19 protein-coding genes, 1 tRNA gene and 1 pseudogene are annotated in these 17224 nt (G+C 64.2%); 14 read left to right on the top strand and 7 right to left on the bottom strand.

Annotation, left to right across the window (positions count from 1 at the left end; genetic code table 11):
• Window positions 1–2214, bottom strand: a 2214-nt coding sequence (gene bchH / locus ACIQ2E_RS03535) for a magnesium chelatase subunit H (protein ID WP_398326241.1), incomplete at its 3' end; no start/stop codon positions are given.
• Window positions 2215–2346: 132 nt separating this feature from the next.
• Between bchH and dapB the strand changes: the two genes are divergently transcribed.
• The 5 genes from dapB (at window position 2347) to ACIQ2E_RS03510 (ending at window position 5716) form a co-directional block, all read left to right on the top strand.
• On the top strand, window positions 2347–3219 hold the full coding sequence (gene dapB / locus ACIQ2E_RS03530; protein WP_398326238.1) for a 4-hydroxy-tetrahydrodipicolinate reductase: 873 nt from the start codon (window positions 2347–2349) through the stop codon (window positions 3217–3219).
• Between the two features lie 26 nt (window positions 3220–3245).
• Window positions 3246–3893 (top strand): hypothetical protein, encoded by a 648-nt coding sequence (locus ACIQ2E_RS03525; RefSeq protein ID WP_398326235.1) that lies wholly within the window; start codon window positions 3246–3248, stop codon window positions 3891–3893.
• A 66-nt stretch (window positions 3894–3959) separates the two neighbouring features.
• On the top strand, window positions 3960–4205 hold the full coding sequence (locus tag ACIQ2E_RS03520; protein WP_296366019.1) for a high light inducible protein: 246 nt from the start codon (window positions 3960–3962) through the stop codon (window positions 4203–4205).
• Between the two features lie 78 nt (window positions 4206–4283).
• A complete protein-coding gene (locus ACIQ2E_RS03515; protein ID WP_398326231.1) occupies window positions 4284–5468 on the top strand; it encodes an FAD-dependent monooxygenase in 1185 nt (394 codons plus the stop codon).
• A gap of 32 nt (window positions 5469–5500) precedes the next feature.
• Complete coding sequence (locus ACIQ2E_RS03510) at window positions 5501–5716, top strand: DUF2949 domain-containing protein (RefSeq protein ID WP_398326228.1); 216 nt, start codon at window positions 5501–5503, stop codon at window positions 5714–5716.
• 12 nt (window positions 5717–5728) lie between these two features.
• Here the strand turns inward: ACIQ2E_RS03510 and ACIQ2E_RS03505 are convergent, their stop codons facing one another.
• Complete coding sequence (locus ACIQ2E_RS03505) at window positions 5729–6253, bottom strand: adenine phosphoribosyltransferase (protein ID WP_398326225.1); 525 nt, start codon at window positions 6251–6253, stop codon at window positions 5729–5731.
• A 39-nt stretch (window positions 6254–6292) separates the two neighbouring features.
• On the opposite strand from ACIQ2E_RS03505, the pseudogene ACIQ2E_RS03500 reads away from it, so the two are divergent.
• The 5 genes and pseudogenes from ACIQ2E_RS03500 (at window position 6293) to ppk2 (ending at window position 8946) form a co-directional block, all read left to right on the top strand.
• Window positions 6293–6801, top strand: a pseudogene (locus ACIQ2E_RS03500) (DUF3038 domain-containing protein).
• A gap of 25 nt (window positions 6802–6826) precedes the next feature.
• On the top strand, window positions 6827–7423 hold the full coding sequence (locus tag ACIQ2E_RS03495) for a DUF4335 domain-containing protein (protein ID WP_398326222.1): 597 nt from the start codon (window positions 6827–6829) through the stop codon (window positions 7421–7423).
• Between the two features lie 36 nt (window positions 7424–7459).
• Window positions 7460–7708: a hypothetical protein gene (locus ACIQ2E_RS03490; protein ID WP_296366025.1), complete on the top strand. Its 249-nt coding sequence runs from the start codon at window positions 7460–7462 to the stop codon at window positions 7706–7708.
• On the top strand, window positions 7705–8103 hold the full coding sequence (locus ACIQ2E_RS03485) for a hypothetical protein (protein ID WP_398326219.1): 399 nt from the start codon (window positions 7705–7707) through the stop codon (window positions 8101–8103). Before ACIQ2E_RS03490 ends, ACIQ2E_RS03485 begins: the two co-directional genes overlap by 4 nt.
• Before the next feature lie 6 nt (window positions 8104–8109).
• Entirely contained in the window at window positions 8110–8946 is an 837-nt protein-coding gene (ppk2, locus tag ACIQ2E_RS03480) for a polyphosphate kinase 2 (RefSeq protein WP_398326216.1), read from the top strand.
• A 134-nt stretch (window positions 8947–9080) separates the two neighbouring features.
• Here ppk2 and ACIQ2E_RS03475 read toward each other — a convergent pair whose 3' ends face one another.
• Window positions 9081–9278: a hypothetical protein gene (locus ACIQ2E_RS03475; RefSeq protein ID WP_398326213.1), complete on the bottom strand. Its 198-nt coding sequence runs from the start codon at window positions 9276–9278 to the stop codon at window positions 9081–9083.
• A 139-nt stretch (window positions 9279–9417) separates the two neighbouring features.
• Window positions 9418–9502: transfer RNA gene (locus tag ACIQ2E_RS03470), tRNA-Ser, on the bottom strand.
• Between the two features lie 152 nt (window positions 9503–9654).
• Between ACIQ2E_RS03470 and ACIQ2E_RS03465 the strand changes: the two genes are divergently transcribed.
• Together ACIQ2E_RS03465 and ACIQ2E_RS03460 are read left to right on the top strand one after the other, a co-directional pair.
• The gene (locus ACIQ2E_RS03465) at window positions 9655–9792 is read left to right on the top strand and encodes a hypothetical protein (RefSeq protein WP_398326247.1); all 138 of its coding nucleotides are present in this window, start codon (window positions 9655–9657) and stop codon (window positions 9790–9792) included.
• Window positions 9793–9797: 5 nt separating this feature from the next.
• Complete coding sequence (locus tag ACIQ2E_RS03460) at window positions 9798–10853, top strand: NAD(P)/FAD-dependent oxidoreductase (protein ID WP_398326210.1); 1056 nt, start codon at window positions 9798–9800, stop codon at window positions 10851–10853.
• 3 nt (window positions 10854–10856) lie between these two features.
• Here the strand turns inward: ACIQ2E_RS03460 and ACIQ2E_RS03455 are convergent, their stop codons facing one another.
• The 3 genes from ACIQ2E_RS03455 to nrdJ all read right to left on the bottom strand — a co-directional run bounded on the left by ACIQ2E_RS03455 (window position 10857) and on the right by nrdJ (window position 15383).
• The gene (locus ACIQ2E_RS03455; protein ID WP_398326207.1) at window positions 10857–11207 is read right to left on the bottom strand and encodes a hypothetical protein; all 351 of its coding nucleotides are present in this window, start codon (window positions 11205–11207) and stop codon (window positions 10857–10859) included.
• A gap of 444 nt (window positions 11208–11651) precedes the next feature.
• A complete protein-coding gene (locus ACIQ2E_RS03450; RefSeq protein WP_398326204.1) occupies window positions 11652–12704 on the bottom strand; it encodes a carbamoyl-phosphate synthase in 1053 nt (350 codons plus the stop codon).
• Window positions 12705–13073: 369 nt separating this feature from the next.
• Complete coding sequence (gene nrdJ, locus ACIQ2E_RS03445; protein WP_398326244.1) at window positions 13074–15383, bottom strand: ribonucleoside-triphosphate reductase, adenosylcobalamin-dependent; 2310 nt, start codon at window positions 15381–15383, stop codon at window positions 13074–13076.
• Window positions 15384–15552: 169 nt separating this feature from the next.
• Between nrdJ and ACIQ2E_RS03440 the strand changes: the two genes are divergently transcribed.
• Both ACIQ2E_RS03440 and ACIQ2E_RS03435 read left to right on the top strand, forming a co-directional pair.
• Complete coding sequence (locus ACIQ2E_RS03440) at window positions 15553–16218, top strand: class I SAM-dependent methyltransferase (RefSeq protein ID WP_398326201.1); 666 nt, start codon at window positions 15553–15555, stop codon at window positions 16216–16218.
• Between the two features lie 12 nt (window positions 16219–16230).
• Window positions 16231–17224, top strand: a 994-nt coding sequence (locus ACIQ2E_RS03435) for a peptide chain release factor 3 (protein WP_398326198.1), incomplete at its 3' end; no start/stop codon positions are given.

Raw genomic sequence — 17224 nt, 5'->3', positions numbered from 1 at the left:
CCTGGCATCGAGATCGAGCTCGGAGGCATCCACCTCGGGCAGCACCACGTCTTTATCGAGGTTGCACTGGCGGGCGGTTTCCACCACGGCATTCACGATCTGCACGCCGCGGGAGCCTTCTCGCAGTTGCTGGTAGGAGCCCACCAGTTCGCCCAGCTCCTTGAGGCCCTTGTAGAGGCCTGCGTTCTCGGCGGGGGGTGTGAGGTAGGAGATCGTTTCGGCGTAGCCGCGCCGCTTGGCGATGGTGGCTTCCGAGGGGTTGTTGGCTGCGTAGTAGTAGAGGTTTGGCAGCGCGCCGATCAGCGAGTCGGGATAGCAGGTTTCGCTCATGCCCATCTGCTTGCCGGGCATGAACTCCAGCGAGCCGTGGGTGCCGAAGTGCAGCACCGCATCGGCGCCCCACACCTTCTCGAGGTAGGTGTAGTAGGCGGCAAAACCGTGGTGGGGGCTGGCGCTGCGGGAGTAGAGCAACCGCATCGGATCACCCTCGTAGCCGAAGGTGGGCTGCACGCCAACGAAGACGTTGCCGAAGTGGCGGCCGAAGATCAGCAGGTTGGTGCCATCGGTGTTGAGGGTGCCGGGGGGCTTGCCCCAGTTCTCCTCGAGACGCTCGGAATAGGGGGTGAGTCGCTCGTATTCCTCCACGCTCATGCGGTGGGCAATCGCCAGTTCCGGTGAGCCTTCGAGCGCTTCGGGATCTTTGAGCACTGTTTCCATCAGCGCCTTCGGTGTGGCGGGCAGATCCTTCACCTCGTAGCCCTTGGCGCGCATCTCCTCGAGCACGCGGTAGATCGAGCCGAACACGTCGAGGTAGGCGGCGGTGCCCACGTTTCCTTTATCGGGCGGGAAGCTGAACACCGTGATCGCCAACTTCTTCTCGGCGCGTGGCTTGATCCGCAGCGAGGCCCAGCGAATGGCGCGCTCGGCGATGGCATCCACTCGGTCTTGAAGGGTGTGGGCCTTGCCGGTGGCGTCGTCGCGGCCGCTCAGCACAATCGGCTCAATGGCGCCATCGAGTTCGGGGATGGCGATCTGCAGCGCCACCTGCACCGGGTGCAACCCCAGGTCGCTTTCCTCCCACTCCTGGGTGGTTTGGAACACCAGGGGCAGCGCCACCATGTAGGGGCGGTTGAGCTTCTTCAGCACCTCGATCGCCTTGGGGTGGTCCTGGCGGGCCGGGCCGCCCACGAGGGCAAAACCGGTGAGCGACACCACGCCATCCACCAACGGCACGTCGGGATTGATCGGGTCGTAGAAGAAGGCATTCACCGGCTTGGTGAAGTCGAGTCCGCCGCAGAACACCGGGATCACGGTGGCGCCGCGGAACTCCATCTCCTGAATCACCGCCACATAGTGGGCTTCATCACCGGTGACGATGTGGCTGCGCTGGAGCACCAGGCCGATCACCGGGCCCTTGCGTGCCTTCTCTGAGAGGTCTTTGCGGCTGGCATTCCAGTTGAGATACTCCTTGAGGTCCTCGAACATCGCGGGGGCAAGGGGGTGCCAAATGCCCAGATCGGGGAACACCACCGGATCGGCCACCTGAAGCTCGGGGCGGTCGTCCGCCGTGCGGGGGAACACGTACTTATCCGCCAGCATCAACAGGAAGTTGCGCAGGTTGTCTGGCGTACCACCAAGCCAGTACTGGAAGCTGAGCATGAAGGAGCGGGCATCCTGCGCCTTCTCCACCGGCAGATACTTCAACACCGTCGGCAGGGTGTTGAGCAGCTTCAACATCGCGTCCTGGAAGCCGGCTCCACCGGCTTCCTTCCGCTTCTTCATAAAGCCGGCGATGGCGCTCTTGCTTTGGCCCAACTGGGCCATGGAGAACGTGCCCAGCTTGTTGAGCCGCATCACCTCCGGCATGGAGGGGAACACCACGGCGGCCTTGAGGCGGTCGCGGTGGGGTGCTACGGCATCAACCACCTTCTGGGCCAGGTCTTCGATGAAGATCAGCGAGCCGATGAATACATCGGCTTCGGCCACATCGGCGCAGAAGTCGGCGTAGTTGGTGGGATCGCGCAGCTCTTCGATCAGGTAGCCGCACAGATCGATCGCCAGCGGACCGTTCTGGTCGTTGAGCGAGGTGGCGGCTTGGGTGAGCGCATTTTGATACTGCGGCTCGAGAACCACATACACGGCCTTCATCACGGCCCGGCCGTTCACCTCACCGGGGCTGACGCGGCGGGAGGCGGAGCGGACCTGCGTGAACATGCGCGCTGGATTGAGCAATGTGAAGGAGCCTACGTAGGCCCAGGCACCGCCGCGAGCTCAGATTCCAAGCTGTTACAGCCGTGGTGGCCCCAGCCCATAGGCTCGAGCCGTTGCTTTAACGCCCCGCTTTCGATGACCGCCAGTTCGGCTCCCGCCAGCTCCTCCAGCAGCCAGCCCATTGCGGTGGTGGTAGCTGGTGCGCTGGGGCGCATGGGCGCTGAGGTGGTGAAGGCGGTGATCAACGCCCCTGACTGCCGCTTGATCGGGGCGATCGACACCACAGCTGGGAAGGAAGGTGCGGATGTGGGCCTGGAGCTCGGCCTCGGTGAGCTTGAGGTGGCGATCACAACCGACTTTGAGGGCTGCCTCTGCCAGGCCAGCCAGGCGGTGCGTAACGACGGCCCCGGTGCCGGCGCCGTGCTGGTGGATTTCACCCATCCTTCGGTGGTTTATGAGCACACCCGCGGCGCCATCGCCTACGGAGTGCATCCGGTGATCGGCACCACGGGCCTCAGTCCGGAGCAACTGCAGGATCTGGCTTCCTTTGCAGGCAAGGCCTCGGTGGGTGGGGCCGTGATCCCCAATTTCTCCGTGGGCATGGTGCTGCTGCAGCAGGCCGCTGCTGCCGCTGCGCGTTTCTATGACTTCGCTGAGCTCACGGAGCTCCACCACAACCGCAAGGCCGATGCCCCCAGCGGCACCTGCATCAAAACCGCTGAGCTAATGGAGGAGCTCGGCAAGAGCTTCAACCCCCAGCAGGTGGAGGAGCACGAAACCCTGACGGGCTGCCGTGGTGGTGAGCGCCTGAGTGGCCTGCGGCTGCACTCGATCCGCCTGCCGGGCCTGGTGGCCCATCAGGAAGTGATGTTTGGGGCACCTGGTGAGACCTACACCCTCCGCCACGACACGATCGATCGCTCCGCCTACATGCCAGGTGTGCTGCTCAGCGTGCGCAGGGTGCGCCAGCTGCCTGGGCTCGTGTATGGCCTCGAGCGCTTGCTCTGAGCCCGCGCGGCTCCGACACTGGCGCCATGTTGATCCCGCTCCGCCCCGGTGAGCTGCCGCGCCTGATTCCGGCGGTGGCCACCGGTCCTCAATTCAATGCCTGCAGCGGCAATCCCCAGAAGGTGTTGCAGCGCTTGTTTATCTCCGTGATCGGCGGCGTGATCAGCCTGCTGGTGAGCCAGGGGGTGGCTATGAGCAGCCAGGCGTCCCCGATCCTGCTTGTGGTGGGCTTCGTGTTCCTGCTCTACATGCTCTGGGGTCCGATCGTGGAGGCCGGCCGCAAGAACGCCACCCTGCGCCGCTACCCCGCCGCGGCCATCTTCGAGGGCGAAGTGGCCGACTACTACACCAAGGAACTGGTGGAAGGTCGCCAGGAAACCACCGACCGTGAGGGCCGGCTGGAGCTGGTGGAGAACCGCCGCACCTGGCTTTGCCTGGAGCTTGAGGATGAAGACGGCTACCTGGGAAGCATCCGCTTCCCGTACGACAAAAAGCACAAGCTGATTCGCCGCGGCATGGTGGTTCGCTGCCTGGTGCTGAGCGAGCGCAAGGATTTCTCGCGCATCGGAGCCCTGAGTGATGCTTGGGTGCCCCAGCTGAAGCTCTGGGTGGGTGAGTATCCCTACCTGCTTCGGCCGGCCTTTGAAGAGCTGTGCCTGAAGCGGCTGCGCTGAAGCGGATTAACGGCGTGCAACAACGCGCAACATTGCGTTACAGTTCGTGTATTCGACGAGGCAGTCATGACCCAGGCCAACACTCCCGCCATCCGTGGCGCCACCGTGACCCAGGAAGATGGCGGCCGCTTGAACGCCTTCGCTTCTGAGCCCCGCATGCAGGTGGTGGAAGCCGAGAACGGCTGGGGTTTCCACGAGCGCGCTGAGAAGCTCAACGGCCGCATGGCCATGCTCGGCTTCATTGCTCTGCTCGCCACTGAGTTGGCCCTCGGCGGCGAATCGTTCACCCGTGGCCTGCTGGGCATCGGCTGATCTTCAGCCTTTGCCCCATATCTTCACTTCACTCAACCGCGGCACACAATCGTGCTGCGGTTTTTTGTTGCCTTGCCCATGCGCCGCTCAGCTCCTGCCGCTCCCGCCGCTGCCGCGTTGCGGGCTCGGGTTTACGGGGCTGGGCCCACCGGTGCACTGGCGGCCCTGGCTCTGGCTCGCAGTGGTTGGGCGGTCGAGCTGTGGGATCCCTTGCCCGCTGCCGCCCTGCTCGAGCGCAGCCGCGCCTATGCCCTCACCCATTCCAGCGCGGAGCTGCTGCAGAGCCTGAAGCTCTGGCAGCCCCTGCAGCCGCATCTGGCGCCGTTTCGCCGCCTGGAGCTCTGCGATCAGGCCCTGCAGCGGCGCGTGGCGTTTCGGGTGGGTGATCTGCCCAGGCGCTCCAGCGCTGGGCCCGTCGATGCTGTGGGCTGGATCCTGCAGCACCGTCCCTTGATGGCGCTGCTGCTTCAGGAGCTCGAGTCGCAGCCTGGGCTGCGTTTACACCTCGCTGATGCCGCTGGCCCAGGGGCTCCGGAGGGGGTGAATTTGGTGGTGGCTGCCGATGGCCACCACTCGCCCTGCCGCCGCGCCGCTGGCATCCGCCATTGGCATCGCCCCTATCGCCAGGGCTGCCTCACGGTGCAGGTGAGGCTCCGGGGATCCCAGCCGGATCAAGCCTGGGAATTGTTCCGCCCCGAAGGTCCTTTTGCCGTGCTCCCGCTGGGAGACGACGCCTTCCAGCTGGTGTGGAGTGCGCCGCTGCCGTGGCTGCAGCAGTTGGAGGCTCTTGAGCCGGCGGCCTTTCTGGACGCCCTCAGCGCCGCGCTGCCGGAGCAGCTGCAAGCGGAGGTGCTGCTGGATCGGCCGCGGGCGTTTCCCGTGGCGCTTGATTGGGCCTGGCCGCTCCAGCGCAAGGGGGTGGTGCTGGTGGGTGAGACCGCTCATCGCTCCCATCCCGTGGGCGGCCAGGGCCTCAATCTCTGTTGGCGTGATGTGGCGGTGTTGCAGCAATTGGCGTCTCGCGCGGCCGGCGGCCGCCTCCCCCTGCGGCTGCTGCCACGGCGCTACGCCGCTCGCCGCTGGCTCGATATCGCACTGGTGCTGCTGGCCACTGATGCGCTTGTTCGCCTGTTCTCCAATCGCCAGCCGCTGCTGCTGCCTGTTCGCTGGCTGGCACTTGCGCTGCTGGGGCGCTTCAGCTGGCTTCGGGCCCTGAGCCTCAGCGCCATGAGCGATGGCCCTTGCCGCCTGCGCTGGCCCTGATCAGGATGGCGGCACGGTGACACGGGCGAGCCATGGTGATCAGCAGTTCGCCCCAGCCACCGCCAAGCCCTGCGCTGCTGCGGTATCTGCGCCATGACCTGGGGCTCAGCGACAACTCCCTGCAGCTGGGTTTACGGCAATCGGAGCAGGAGCAGGCACCCCTACCGGTGGTGCTCTGGCGATTCGGCCTGATCAGCCTTGAGCAGTTCGATCAGGTGCTCGGCTGGCAGGCTGCGCTTGATCCGTAGGGCGGGGTGCTCTCAATACACGATCAGTGATTCCACCGGCACCGACTCCGGCAGCTTGGCTTTGCCGCCCAAGTCAGCCAGTTCCACGATGAAGGCAAAACCGCAGAGTTCTCCGCCCACCCGATCTACCAGCTCTGCGCAAGCGCCGGCGGTACCGCCGGTGGCCAACAGATCGTCCACGATCAGCACCCGCGGCCTGTGTTCAAAACCATCGGGGATGATCTCGAGCCTGTCGCTGCCGTATTCGAGGGTGTAGTCCACTCCGATCACCTCACCGGGCAACTTGCCCGGCTTGCGTACCGGGCTGAAGCCGATGTTGCGGGCTGTGGCCAAAGCCGTGCCCACGATGAATCCGCGCGACTCAATCCCCACAATCAGATCCGGGGCCAGCTGATCGCATACAGCTCCCATCTGGCGCATCACTTCCTGCCAAGCCAGGGGGCTGCGCATCAGCGGAGTGATGTCGCGAAACAGGATGCCTGGCTTGGGAAAGTCGGGGATGTCACGCACCAGGCCACGCAGATCAAGGGTGGTCATGGTCGACGGATCGGGTGCGCAGCTGGCAGTATCGCAGCCATGGCTGATGCTCCTGTGCAACCCCAGCGCTCGCTCTCCCGGCGGGGTCTGGAGCGGCTCGATCTGTTGCTCCTCTCCGCTGAAGCGCTCGACCTCAACGGCGGCGAGGCGATGGTGTGGCTCAGTGAGGAGATGGGGCTCACCGATCTCTTCCCCAACCGGGTGGAGCTGTGGAAACGCCGCTGCAGCAACCCTCTTCGGCGCACCACCCGCCGTGATCGGATCACGGAAGCGGAGGCCGATGGCTTGATCCGCATCCTGAATGCCTTGGCGGATCGGTTGTATCCGATGCTGCGCAGCCTGCTCTCCTCGGCCGAGCCCCCCCAGCTGAGTGAACAGCGTTGGGCCCTGTTCCGCGGTTTAACCCTCGTCGTGGTGGGGTGCAGCGATTGCTGGATCCCCAGGAGGGTCCGCAGCTCTGCCGTGAACTGATCCAGACCATGGCCCTCAGCGCTGGTCCTGGAGGATTCACTCGGCTGAAGGCCAGCCTGATGGACGCAGCGGCCTGATCCGCAGCACGACAGCAACCCTGCGATGAAACTGACCAGCCGCTACGAACAAACCAGCTGCCGGCTGGTGCTTGAGGGTTTGCCTGATCTCTCAGCCGGCCAGAGCAGCCAGACAATCGGCATCCTCACCGGGTTCAGCCTCGCCCTTGCCGGCAAGACCGAGCTCGAAGGCCAGCGCAATCACCTTCAGGCGCTGCTCAATGTGGTGCTCCCCTACGCCCGCTGTTTGATCAGCGGCGTGGCCAGGCCCCAGGGCGCCGAGGATGTGCCCGTGGCAATCAGGCCTGTGGATGGTCAGCACGAGCTCGAGCTGCGCAGCAGCCAGCCCAATACACCTCCGCTGCGCTTATCCCTCGATGACGCGGAGCTGAGCGATCTGGTGCGCTGCCTCGATCGCCTGCAGCTCGATCCGCAGGTGGCAGTCCCGCTGCAGTGGCCGGCGCCGCAGCCACTGCGGCGATCGGAGTTGCGCCATCGCCTGCCGCTGGCTCGCCGGGTGGCGGCTCCTCTCACCGGTATCGCAGCGCTGCTGGTGGCCGGTGTCCTCATCGCACTGCTCCCCACCCCGAAGCCTCCCTCCAGCGCGCCGGCCGCGGTGAGCACCCCCGCGCGCGGTGGTTGACGCCACTCCATTCCCCTTCACACTTGCACTACCGCAATGAGCGACTTGAGCTGGTCTGAACTGCGTCGCCGTGTGACCCGCCTGGGCGCTTGCCTCGATGTGGTGGTGCGCAGCGATCCGGAGGTGTGCGGCCTCAGCGGCGAGCAGTTTCACCTCTCGCTCCACCACGGCGGTCAGGGCGACTGCAGCGTGGGCGATCTCAGCTTGGTGGATTGCCCCAATGAGCTGGTGCTGGTGGAGTTCGAACGCTGGATGCGGGGAGCTGGATACCGGATCGAGTCATGAGCCGTCGCCGCGGGCTGCAGGTGGTGCGTGGTGGCCGCGGTCAGCCGCCAGCAGCTCCGCGTACGGTATTTCGTCGGCGCCGAAAGCCGCCGCGGTCGCGCCGCATCCTCGAGGCCGTTCTGCTGATGGGGGCCGGTGTTGGCCTTCTGGTGTTGCTCCTGCAGCTGCCGGAGCTGATTGATCTCGACAGTCTGCTGTTGATCAGCACCGCCATCGGCCATCTGATCGGCGGCTTGTCGCAGTTGCTGATGGGTGTGTTGCAGTTGCTGGCGGTGCTGGTGTTGGTGGCGATTGCCCTGCTGGCCTTGCTGCTGTTGGTGGCTGGCCTGGTGCGCTTCGTGCGGGCCCTATTCGAGGCAGGCTCGGCCAAGGCGGCTCCCCTGCCGCGCCGCTGAGCGGTGATGGGCAAGTCCGCCAAGCCGCCCCGAGCCTCTGCGCTGGATCACGGGGGCGTCGCGGCTCCGCTCGACCGCAAGCTTTACGCCAAGGAGCTGGCTCGCCTGCAGGTGGAGCTCGTGAAGATGCAGTACTGGGTCAAAGCCACGGGCTTTCGCCTGATGGTGCTGTTTGAGGGGCGCGACGCTGCCGGTAAGGGCGGCACGATCAAGCGCATCACCGAACCGCTCAATCCCCGCGGCTGTCGTGTGGTGGCTCTCGGTACTCCGAGTGATCAGCAGCGCAGCCAGTGGTATTTCCAGCGCTACGTGGAGCACTTCCCCTCAGCTGGAGAGATCGTGCTGTTTGATCGCAGCTGGTACAACCGCGCTGGTGTGGAGCGGGTGATGGGCTTCTGCAGCGAGGCGGAGCTGCGGGAGTTTGAGCAGTCGTGCCCGGAGTTTGAACGGATGCTGGTGCGCTCTGGGATCGTGTTGCTCAAGTATTGGTTCTCGGTGAGCGATGCGGAGCAGGAAGCGCGCTTTCAGGCCCGTATCGATGATCCCGCGCGGCGCTGGAAGCTCAGCCCGATGGATCTGGAATCCCGCGATCGCTGGGTGGAGTTCTCGCGTGCCAAGGACGACATGTTCGCCCACACCAACATCCCCGAGGCGCCCTGGTTCACTGTGGAGGCCGACGACAAGCGCCGCGCCCGCCTCAATTGCATCCGCCACCTTCTCAGCAAGGTGCCGTACCACGACATGACGCCGCCCGCTCTGAAGCTGCCGCCGCGGGGCAAGGCCCAGGGCTACGAGCGGCCGCCGATCAACGAGCAGTTCTTTGTGCCAAACGCTTACCCCTGATGCAGCTGGCTGAACCACATGCCGGCCAGCTGCCAGCTTGACCAGAGAAAAACGGCCAGGAAGACCCAATTGAGCCAGGCTGGCCTTTTGTCGTTGTCGAAGATCATGCGCAGAGCCTAAGGGGCCTGGCTGGTTTAGGCCGCACTGAGTGTGGCGCTGCGCTTTTGGCGCCTGAGCTCATGCAGGCCCTCGAGTTGGTTGTGCACTGCCACAAGTTGCTGGCGGATGTGTTGCGTGTTTTCGAGCTTGGCGAGGTTCAGCAGGATCGCCTCGATCTGGGCCTTGCTGTCGATCAGCACGCGGCAATCGGTCGTTCCGGGTTCGTAGGCCATAGAGGATCGTGGACCAATCCCATGCAATCGCGTCGCTGGGGTCAGTGGTGTGTCAACGGCTGCAATCGGGGCTCGGAACCTTAAGAGTTTCTGGAGGCCAGAAGCTCCCTGCGGGTGGTGCAGGGGGCGACTGAAGCAACGGAGAGGGTGGGATTCGAACCCACGGAGGCTTTCACCTCGCCGGTTTTCAAGACCGGAGCCATCAACCACTCGACCACCTCTCCAGGTGTAGCCCTAAGGCAGCAGCCATGTTCCCACGCGCCGCCTCAGCATGGGTAATCCCATCATGGACTCATGAGACTGAGGTTCAAGGTTGGGATAGCGCGTGGGGCGACCGAGGGTCGCGGGATTCATGTCTGTTCTTTGCACTGATCTGTTGGCCGTGCGAACCCGTGAACTGGCCGACATGATTGAGACCCTGCCGGTGAGCCTCGCTCCCGAAATTCAGTACGAACGCTGTTGCGAGCTCCTCGAGCAACTGGCCACGGCCCTGGAGTTTCTCGGCGCGGTCTGAGCGCCATGGGTGGGCCGGTCGTTGTTGTGGGGGCTGGTCCGGCGGGCGCCACGGCGGCGATGCGTCTGCATCGGGCGGGGCTGCCCGTGGTGTTGCTCGATCGCGCCCACTTTCCCCGAGACAAAATCTGCGGTGACCTGCTGCCGCCCCGCACCTTTCCCCTGTTGCGGCAGGCCGGTTTTCAGCCCAGCTGGGATCCGCAGCTCCAGCGCAGTGCTCTGCTGGCCCGGGGCAGTGTGGTGTTTGATCGTCTGGCTCGGCAGCGTCCGCAGGCCTGGCGTTCCACCGAGTCCGGCAGACTTTCCCTTACGCCGATCGCCGAAGCGCTGCCACGACGGCTGTTCGATGCGCTGCTGGTGGATCAGCTACGCCAGCATGATCTGCCAGTTCGTGAGGGCTGGCAGCTCACTCAGCTGCGTCCGGATACAGGGGGCGGTTGGTGTCTGAGCGGGCGGCGCCCTGATCCCTCAGGAGCTTGTCGCGGCTGGGAGCTGCAGGCCAGTTGGGTGTTGGCCGCCGATGGGGCCGGCTCGCGGGTGCGCCAGCAGATGCTCGGCTCTCATCATCGTGACGATCTCGCTGTCGGCGTGCGGGTTATGGCCGAGCCTGCCAAAGGCAGCCAGCCGTCTGAGCTGATTTATCCGCAGCCGCACTCATTGCTCTATCGCTGGTCTTTTCAGCTGGGTGAGCAGCGCAATCTGGGATTGTTCCGTCCATTGGCTACTGCGGATGCCGCCGCCCCGCCCGCGGCACATCTCGCCCGGCAATGGTTTGGCCGCTCTGGGGTGGCCTGGGCTTGCCCGCTGCTTCCTCCCCCGGAACGGTTGGTGGGATCTCCGGCACCAGGTGTGTTGCTGCTCGGTGACGCTGCCTCTCTGATTGATCCTCTGCTCGGCCACGGCATCGACCACGCAGCCGAAAGTGGCCTGCTCGCCGCTAACTGTGTTTTGCACTCAGCATCCGTGGCTGAGGGCTCGCTGGCTTACGACTCCCAGCTCAAAGCATTGTTCGTGCCCCGATGGCAGCAGCTGCAGGCGTTGATTCGGCGGCAGCTGAGTTGACCATCAGAGCGGCAGACACTGCGCTTCAGCGGCATCGATTGCCCGCTGCAGGTTGGTGCTGGTCTCCAGCCTCCAGCGGAAGGTGGCCAATACGGTTTCCACCTGCGTCAGTGCCCCGAGGCAGCGGGGCTGGCGTTCTCGAGCTTCCGGGCGCTCCTGCTCGACGATCAGAGCCTGCAGGTTGGAGTCGGCTTGCATGCAGGCTTGCTGTTGACGCGTGCTGCTGCAATGGTTCAGGGAGCGGAAAGTCGCATCCCTGAGGTTGCCGGATGAGGTGTCCGGTACCACCGGCAGCTGCAGGGCCAGCCATAGAAGCTGGCTGAGCGGTAGCCAGGCGCCCACCACCGCCGGCATCAGTTCGCCGGCTTTGCCAGGGGCAGCAGGCAGTTGTTGTGAAACCCTTGATCCCGTGCACTGTCTTGTTTTCTGGACACGAAAACCATGACTTAACCAATGACGTTTGTTCATGGGTTGCTCCTTGCTCGCGGTGAAGGGGTCGGCGTTTAGCGGGTCCGCTCAGGCTTCCTAACAGCGGTGCGAACTGGTATCCCCGGCTCACGGTCCACCCTGCTTTGAGGCCGTTAGCGGGGCGTACACGCTTTATTCGCAGCCAGGAGACTCCAACAATGCCAAGGCGCGTGAACGTTGAACTAGGTCTACAAGGCGCTTCAGCGACGACTGGAGCGGCTGATCGAGAAGGCAATGAGTGGTGGGCGAGTCAAGCGGGAAGAAATCAGGGCCCGGCTGTTTGATAACTAGAAAATAATCCGTATTGCTTCTTCCAGTCTATGGACAATCTCAGAAATTGCAGATCGGCACATCCGGTGTCCCAAAGGGAGTAGTGATGCATTGGCCACCACCTCCTAAGCTCTGGATTATCACGTCGTCGGTATCATGAACTCTCACGTCTCTGTTTGCTGGTGTAGCTAACAGCGCCTGCGTAGCCTGTGTGACTGTTGGCCGCTGTTTCTTTGGCGAACTAAAACCCTTGCTGCCAAAGCGGTATTTCAGGTCTGCTGAAAAGCGTGTATCAAAGGCTTGGTCGTAAGACAGGTTTGCTCCAAGGGTTAGGCCGTTACTGATGGTGTATGCAAGCCTGCCGCGCACCCCAGAGCCATCAGCGCTGTCCAGATCACCATTTTGGTAGTAGTAACCCACCGAGGCTGTCAGATCAGGAGTGATGCTATAACCAGCATCCAATCCGTAGGTATCAAGCGCGCCGCCCTTGTAGGCGCTGTTGAGCCGCTCCTCTGTCACGCCAATGGGCACAAGAGCGTATGCATTGAAGTTCCAACTGTTGCTCACAGCTTCTAGCCCGGCAGCGACTTGCTGGAAGAACACCGTTTGTGAGTCTGTTGCCGCGACGTTGGTATCTACCTGTCCTGTTCCCATCGGGCGGCTGTCATAGCCTGCGTTAACCCCAAACATCCAGGAGCGTTCGCCGTTCAGCCAGCGATAGCCCAGGCGTGAAGATGTGGAGATGGTGGTTCCAGCTACTTCAGTGTTGATGATGCTGGAGGAGTTGCCGATATCAGCAAGGTTGACGTTGGCGAGAGCATCCAAGAACAAGACGCTGTTGGTTCCAACGGAGAGAGGCAGGAATCCGCCGATGCCGATTTCATTTGGTGTGCCTGCTCCTTGTGTCTGGCCCTGGAAACCCCAGTTGAACTGGATAGTGTCCTTGATCGACACCGCCATACTGCCCGGGTCAGGATTGGTGTGCTGAGCAAGCTTCGCGGGACCTGCGACGGCTGGAACCGAGATCGGCGTCAGTGCTGCAATTGCTGCAAGGACAAGGCTGCGGCAAATGGATGGCTGCAACATGATCCTTTTCAAGATTCGAACCACCATGGCTTACAGCAGCTCCGATTAGGGCCACGCGTGGTCACACATCATTCCGCAACCCTGCTTGCCAGATCGGCAACCCCGCTAACAGCCCATTCGTCGTCGATGGCCCACCAGTGCCTTCTCGGCTGGTCTTGACTGCTTCTTTCCGCTCGGCTCATGGCGAGGCCTCCAGGGGCCGGGAATGGGCGGCGGACTAACTACGGGTGAGCGGAGTCAGGTTTCTGCGATCACATCGTTCTTTTGTTCCAAAGAAAAGGCCCGGAGCTGGCCCCGAGCCTCTACCACACATGACTTGCTAAGTGACTTATCTCTTTTGTGGTCTTGTCTCAGGTTTCCTGGGAAGTCTCTGCTGGTAACGGGTCTCAGTCTGTCTCACTTGTCGTCTGGCTTGGTCAAGGGCAGCAGGCACTTGTCGGAGTCGCAGCCGGCAGGGCCAGCTTCCATCAGCTCACCACTGTCGTAGCGCTGCAGGGCTTCGAAGAAGTCGGTGGTGCGGCGGCGGCCCACCACCTCGCTCTGCAGTTGTTCGTAGGTGGCGTGATCGATCGGCTCGAACGGCAGGCGCGGGAAGGTGGCGTTGGCATCAAAGCGGGCAAGCAGTGCGGCGGAGATGTAGCCCTGGCCCTGATCGATGGCGGCGTGGATCGCATCGGTGAGCGGCTCGATCTCGTGCTCGCGGAACTCCACGGTGGCCGATGTGTTATGGGCCGTGTAGTGCTGCTGCACCTGCATGTAGAAGTCGAACTGGGCCATGGCCGAGAAGTTGTTGATCTCCACGGCATCAGCGCCCGGGATGTTGGCCCAGCTCACTTCGGTGGGGATTTCCACCAGCCATTCGGTGCAGCGGGGATCGAAGGGGTCATTGAGCAGGCGGCCCTGCTCGTCTTTGTCGCTCTGCGACGGCACGATTGTGTAGCCGTAGTCCATGCAGGCCAGCGCCACCGGATCGTTCTTGCGGAAGGTGATGCGGCGGATGAAGCGCTGCGCCTTGGGAGGGTGCCAGCCGGGGGAAGCACCGGTGAGCAGGCTCTTGGTGCCGGCGGGCTGCACGGTGGTGCAGCGGTTGGGGCGGCGTAGGCCGTGGCGATCGCAGTAATCCCACACGGCCTTGTTCACGATCTGCTTCCAGCGGGTCAGGTATTCCGCTTCTTTCGCCTTGAAGCTGCGGCCTTCTTCGGTGTCGGGGCGGCCGGCTTCCCACCACTGCAGCCAAGGGGTGCCGAAGGCGTGCACGAAGAAGTCGAACAGGCCGGTGAAGCTCACGCCCACGATCGGATCCCAGGCGCGGCTCTGGCGGTAGCGCTCCACCTCAAACCGGTGGTTGAGCAGGCAGGCCACGGCCAGGCCGCCGGCGGTGAAGGCTTCCTCCTGGGCCACATGATCCTCAGGATCGATGCGGTTGAGGTGGATCTCGGCCAGGTTGCAGTGGAAGTCGGCGCCGAGGATCTCGCCGCAAGGGTTGAGGCCGTAGCGGCCGAGGCGGTGCTCCAGCTCAGCGGCGCTGATCTCGGGGTGGTGCGCGGTGAGCCAACGGCCCGCTTCCTCGCGGCCCTGATCGCAGTAGATCTCGATGAACTCGGCGCGCAGCTCGGGGGTGTGGAGCAGATCGGCGTTGGAGCGGGCGATCGCTTCTGGGGCGAACTGGATGGCGCCCTCGCCGGACTGGAACTGCTTGGTCACGGCCTCAAGCACCGTGGCGCGATCGGGACGGGTGTGGAACACACGGGTGTGGTTGGCCATCCGCAGGGCATCGCGCTCGGGGTCGATGCGCCAGTTGCCGTCGCTGTCTTGCTGCCAGAGGTTTTCCTTGGCGCCGGCTGCGGAGAGGTCTTCGGCGGCGAACTGGCGCATGCCGGCGCTACGGCGGATGTTGCCGGCCACGATCGTGACGGCCGCTTCATCGATCAGAAGGCAGCACTCCACGGAGGTGAGCTGGCGGCCCTGGGCCTTGCCCAGGATCTGGGCCACGCGGCCGTACAGATCCTTCAGCTTCACCGGGTTGGCCATGCCGCCGAACCCTTTCAACGTTTCGCCCACGGGGCGCACGTCCGCCAGATCCACGCAGATCTCGATCGGCGTGCTGGGGTCAAAGCGCTCATCGCTGCAGAGCTCCAGCAGCAGTTGGTAGCTGTCCACCCAGCCGCGGCGGGTGTCGCCCACCTTGATGAACACCTGCTGGCCGTCAATGCGGTGGCTGGTGTGCTCCTGGCGCTGACCGGCGGGGGTGGCGCCGATGTCGCTCACCGCTTTGATCGCCAGCTGGTTGCGGACCACCGGCAGCCGGCTGGTCAGGCGCGGCTCGATGATGGCGCCGGTGCCGCAGCCCATCATCGCCAGGTCCATCATCAGACCGAAGGCTTCCCAATCCACCAGGTTGGTGGAGGTGCAGTTGTAGGAGCCGGAGAAGTTTTCGCTCTGTTCAATCCAGGGTGTACCCCCGATCCACAGCCAGCGGCCGGAGGGCAGGGCCTTCTGCTCAAGCTGCATGCGGCGCAGCAGCTCCACTTCCTGGGGGTTCAGATTGCCCAGCTTGCGCAGGCCTTCCAGGTTGCGCTCGGCCACCTGCTTCCAGCTTTCGCGGCCGCTGACGGTCTTGCGCGAATAGGTGCGGTAGAAGACGGGGTTGGCGGCAGGCGCCGTGGCTGGGAAGTCAGGTCTGGGTCCCTTGAGGGGCTCGCCCATGGCGGCGGTGCTGGGTCCAGGTACTGACAGGGTCACGGGGCTTGAACAGGGCGATGCTCGAACCATAACGCCACCGGTGGGGTCTGCAAGCTGTCGTTGCCACCATTGGCGGTGCAACTCCGAGAATGCTTGCCAGGGAGCGCATCGCATCGCTCCTGAGGAACGCACGATGAACCGCACGCCTGAACCTGAGCTGATGGAAGGGCTGGAGCAGGCCCGGGCCTATGCCGCTGCCAACTTCGCTGCTGGTGATCAGGCCTTGATCGAGCGGCTCGCGGTGTTGTTCCCCCAGGGCTTGGGAGTGCGGCTTGTGGATCTCGGCTGCGGACCCGGCAACATCACCTTTCGCCTGGCGGAGCGCTACGGCGGCGCCGCTGTGATGGGGATCGATGGTGCTGCCGCCATGCTCGCTCCGGCCCGGCAGCGCCTGGCCGAGTTGCCGCTGCTGCAGGGGCGCCTTCGCTTCGAGCAGCGCTGTCTGCCTGCGGTTGATCTGGCCGGGGGCTACACGGCCGTGGTGAGCAACAGCCTGTTGCACCACCTGCACGATCCGCAGGTGCTCTGGCGCAGCGTGGCTCAACTGGCGGGCCCCGGTGCCTGCGTGTACATCAAAGATCTACGTCGTCCTGTCAGTGCCGAGGCGGCCTTGGTGCTGCAGCGCCTCCACCTGGCCGATGCCCCGGTGGTGCTGCAGCGCGACTACCTCGCATCTCTGCATGCCGCCTTCACCCCCGAGGAGGTGGCTCAGCAACTTCAGGCAGCCGGCCTGGCAGATCAGCTGCAGGTGGCAGCGCTGGAAGACCGCTACCTTGAGGTGTGGGGACAGTTGTTCTGAGAGGCTGGCCCGATGACCAGCACCTCTGCTCCCGCCGCCACTCCCGAGCTTCAGGCCCTGGCCGAGGCGGTGGCGCGCCGCCGCAACTTCGCGATCATCTCCCACCCCGACGCGGGTAAAACCACCCTCACCGAGAAGCTGCTGCTCTACGGGGGGGCGATTCAGCAGGCCGGCGCCGTGAAGGCCAAAGGCGAGCAGCGCAAGGTGACCTCCGACTGGATGGAGCTGGAGAAGCAGCGGGGCATCTCGATCACCTCCACGGTGCTGCAGTTCGACTACAGCGGCAGCACGATCAATCTGCTGGATACCCCTGGCCACCAAGACTTTTCTGAAGACACCTACCGCACCCTGGCCGCCGCCGATAACGCGGTGATGCTCGAAGACGCCGCCAAGGGCCTTGAGCCCCAGACCCGCAAGCTGTTTGAGGTGTGCCGCATGCGGCGCATCCCCATCTTCACCTTCATCAACAAGATGGATCGGCCGGGGCGTGAGCCCCTTGAGCTGCTTGATGAGATCGAGCAGGAGCTGGGGCTGGCCTGCTGGCCGGTGAACTGGCCGATCGGCAGCGGTGATCGCTTCCGCGGCGTGATCGATCGCCGCAGCCAGCAGGTGATCCTGTTTTTGCGGGCGGAGCGCGGCCGCACCTCAGAAGAGAAGGTGCTGTGCGTGGAGGAAGCGCGCAGCAGCGGTGCGGTGGAAGCCGAGCTGCTGGATGCGGCCCTCGAAGAGCTGGAGCTGCTGGAGGCCGCCGGCAACGATCTCGACCTCGAGCTGGTGCACGCCGGTGAGTTGAGCCCTGTCTTCTTCGGCTCGGCCATGACCAACTTTGGCGTGCGCCCCTTCCTCGACGCCTTCCTCGAGCTGGCGCAGAAGCCGATTCCGCGCAGCAGCAGCGCCGGTGAGATCGAGCCGGTGCGGCCAGGCTTCAGCGGGTTTGTGTTCAAGCTGCAGGCCAACATGGACCCCCGCCACCGCGACCGCGTGGCGTTTGTGCGGGTGTGCAGCG

The sequence above is a fragment of the Vulcanococcus sp. genome, assembly GCF_044369115.1.
Classification (GTDB): domain Bacteria; phylum Cyanobacteriota; class Cyanobacteriia; order PCC-6307; family Cyanobiaceae; genus Vulcanococcus.
The sequence above is the reverse complement of the archived record's forward strand: the minus strand, read 5'-3'. Positions and strand labels throughout refer to the sequence as shown.

What these genes read in the sequence shown, in the direction of transcription:
- nrdJ (WP_398326244.1), bottom strand. Translation starts at nt 15,383, where the DNA reads ATGGGCGAGCCCCTCAAGGGACCCAGACCTGACTTCCCAGCCACGGCG.
- ACIQ2E_RS03510 (WP_398326228.1), top strand. Translation starts at nt 5,501, where the DNA reads ATGGTGATCAGCAGTTCGCCCCAGCCACCGCCAAGCCCTGCGCTGCTG.
- ACIQ2E_RS03455 (WP_398326207.1), bottom strand. Translation starts at nt 11,207, where the DNA reads ATGCCGGCGGTGGTGGGCGCCTGGCTACCGCTCAGCCAGCTTCTATGG.
- ACIQ2E_RS03490 (WP_296366025.1), top strand. Translation starts at nt 7,460, where the DNA reads ATGAGCGACTTGAGCTGGTCTGAACTGCGTCGCCGTGTGACCCGCCTG.
- ACIQ2E_RS03450 (WP_398326204.1), bottom strand. Translation starts at nt 12,704, where the DNA reads ATGGTGGTTCGAATCTTGAAAAGGATCATGTTGCAGCCATCCATTTGC.
- dapB (WP_398326238.1), top strand. Translation starts at nt 2,347, where the DNA reads ATGACCGCCAGTTCGGCTCCCGCCAGCTCCTCCAGCAGCCAGCCCATT.
- ACIQ2E_RS03460 (WP_398326210.1), top strand. Translation starts at nt 9,798, where the DNA reads ATGGGTGGGCCGGTCGTTGTTGTGGGGGCTGGTCCGGCGGGCGCCACG.
- ACIQ2E_RS03475 (WP_398326213.1), bottom strand. Translation starts at nt 9,278, where the DNA reads ATGGCCTACGAACCCGGAACGACCGATTGCCGCGTGCTGATCGACAGC.
- ppk2 (WP_398326216.1), top strand. Translation starts at nt 8,110, where the DNA reads ATGGGCAAGTCCGCCAAGCCGCCCCGAGCCTCTGCGCTGGATCACGGG.
- ACIQ2E_RS03440 (WP_398326201.1), top strand. Translation starts at nt 15,553, where the DNA reads ATGAACCGCACGCCTGAACCTGAGCTGATGGAAGGGCTGGAGCAGGCC.
- ACIQ2E_RS03495 (WP_398326222.1), top strand. Translation starts at nt 6,827, where the DNA reads ATGAAACTGACCAGCCGCTACGAACAAACCAGCTGCCGGCTGGTGCTT.
- ACIQ2E_RS03515 (WP_398326231.1), top strand. Translation starts at nt 4,284, where the DNA reads ATGCGCCGCTCAGCTCCTGCCGCTCCCGCCGCTGCCGCGTTGCGGGCT.
- ACIQ2E_RS03485 (WP_398326219.1), top strand. Translation starts at nt 7,705, where the DNA reads ATGAGCCGTCGCCGCGGGCTGCAGGTGGTGCGTGGTGGCCGCGGTCAG.
- ACIQ2E_RS03525 (WP_398326235.1), top strand. Translation starts at nt 3,246, where the DNA reads ATGTTGATCCCGCTCCGCCCCGGTGAGCTGCCGCGCCTGATTCCGGCG.
- ACIQ2E_RS03505 (WP_398326225.1), bottom strand. Translation starts at nt 6,253, where the DNA reads ATGACCACCCTTGATCTGCGTGGCCTGGTGCGTGACATCCCCGACTTT.
- ACIQ2E_RS03520 (WP_296366019.1), top strand. Translation starts at nt 3,960, where the DNA reads ATGACCCAGGCCAACACTCCCGCCATCCGTGGCGCCACCGTGACCCAG.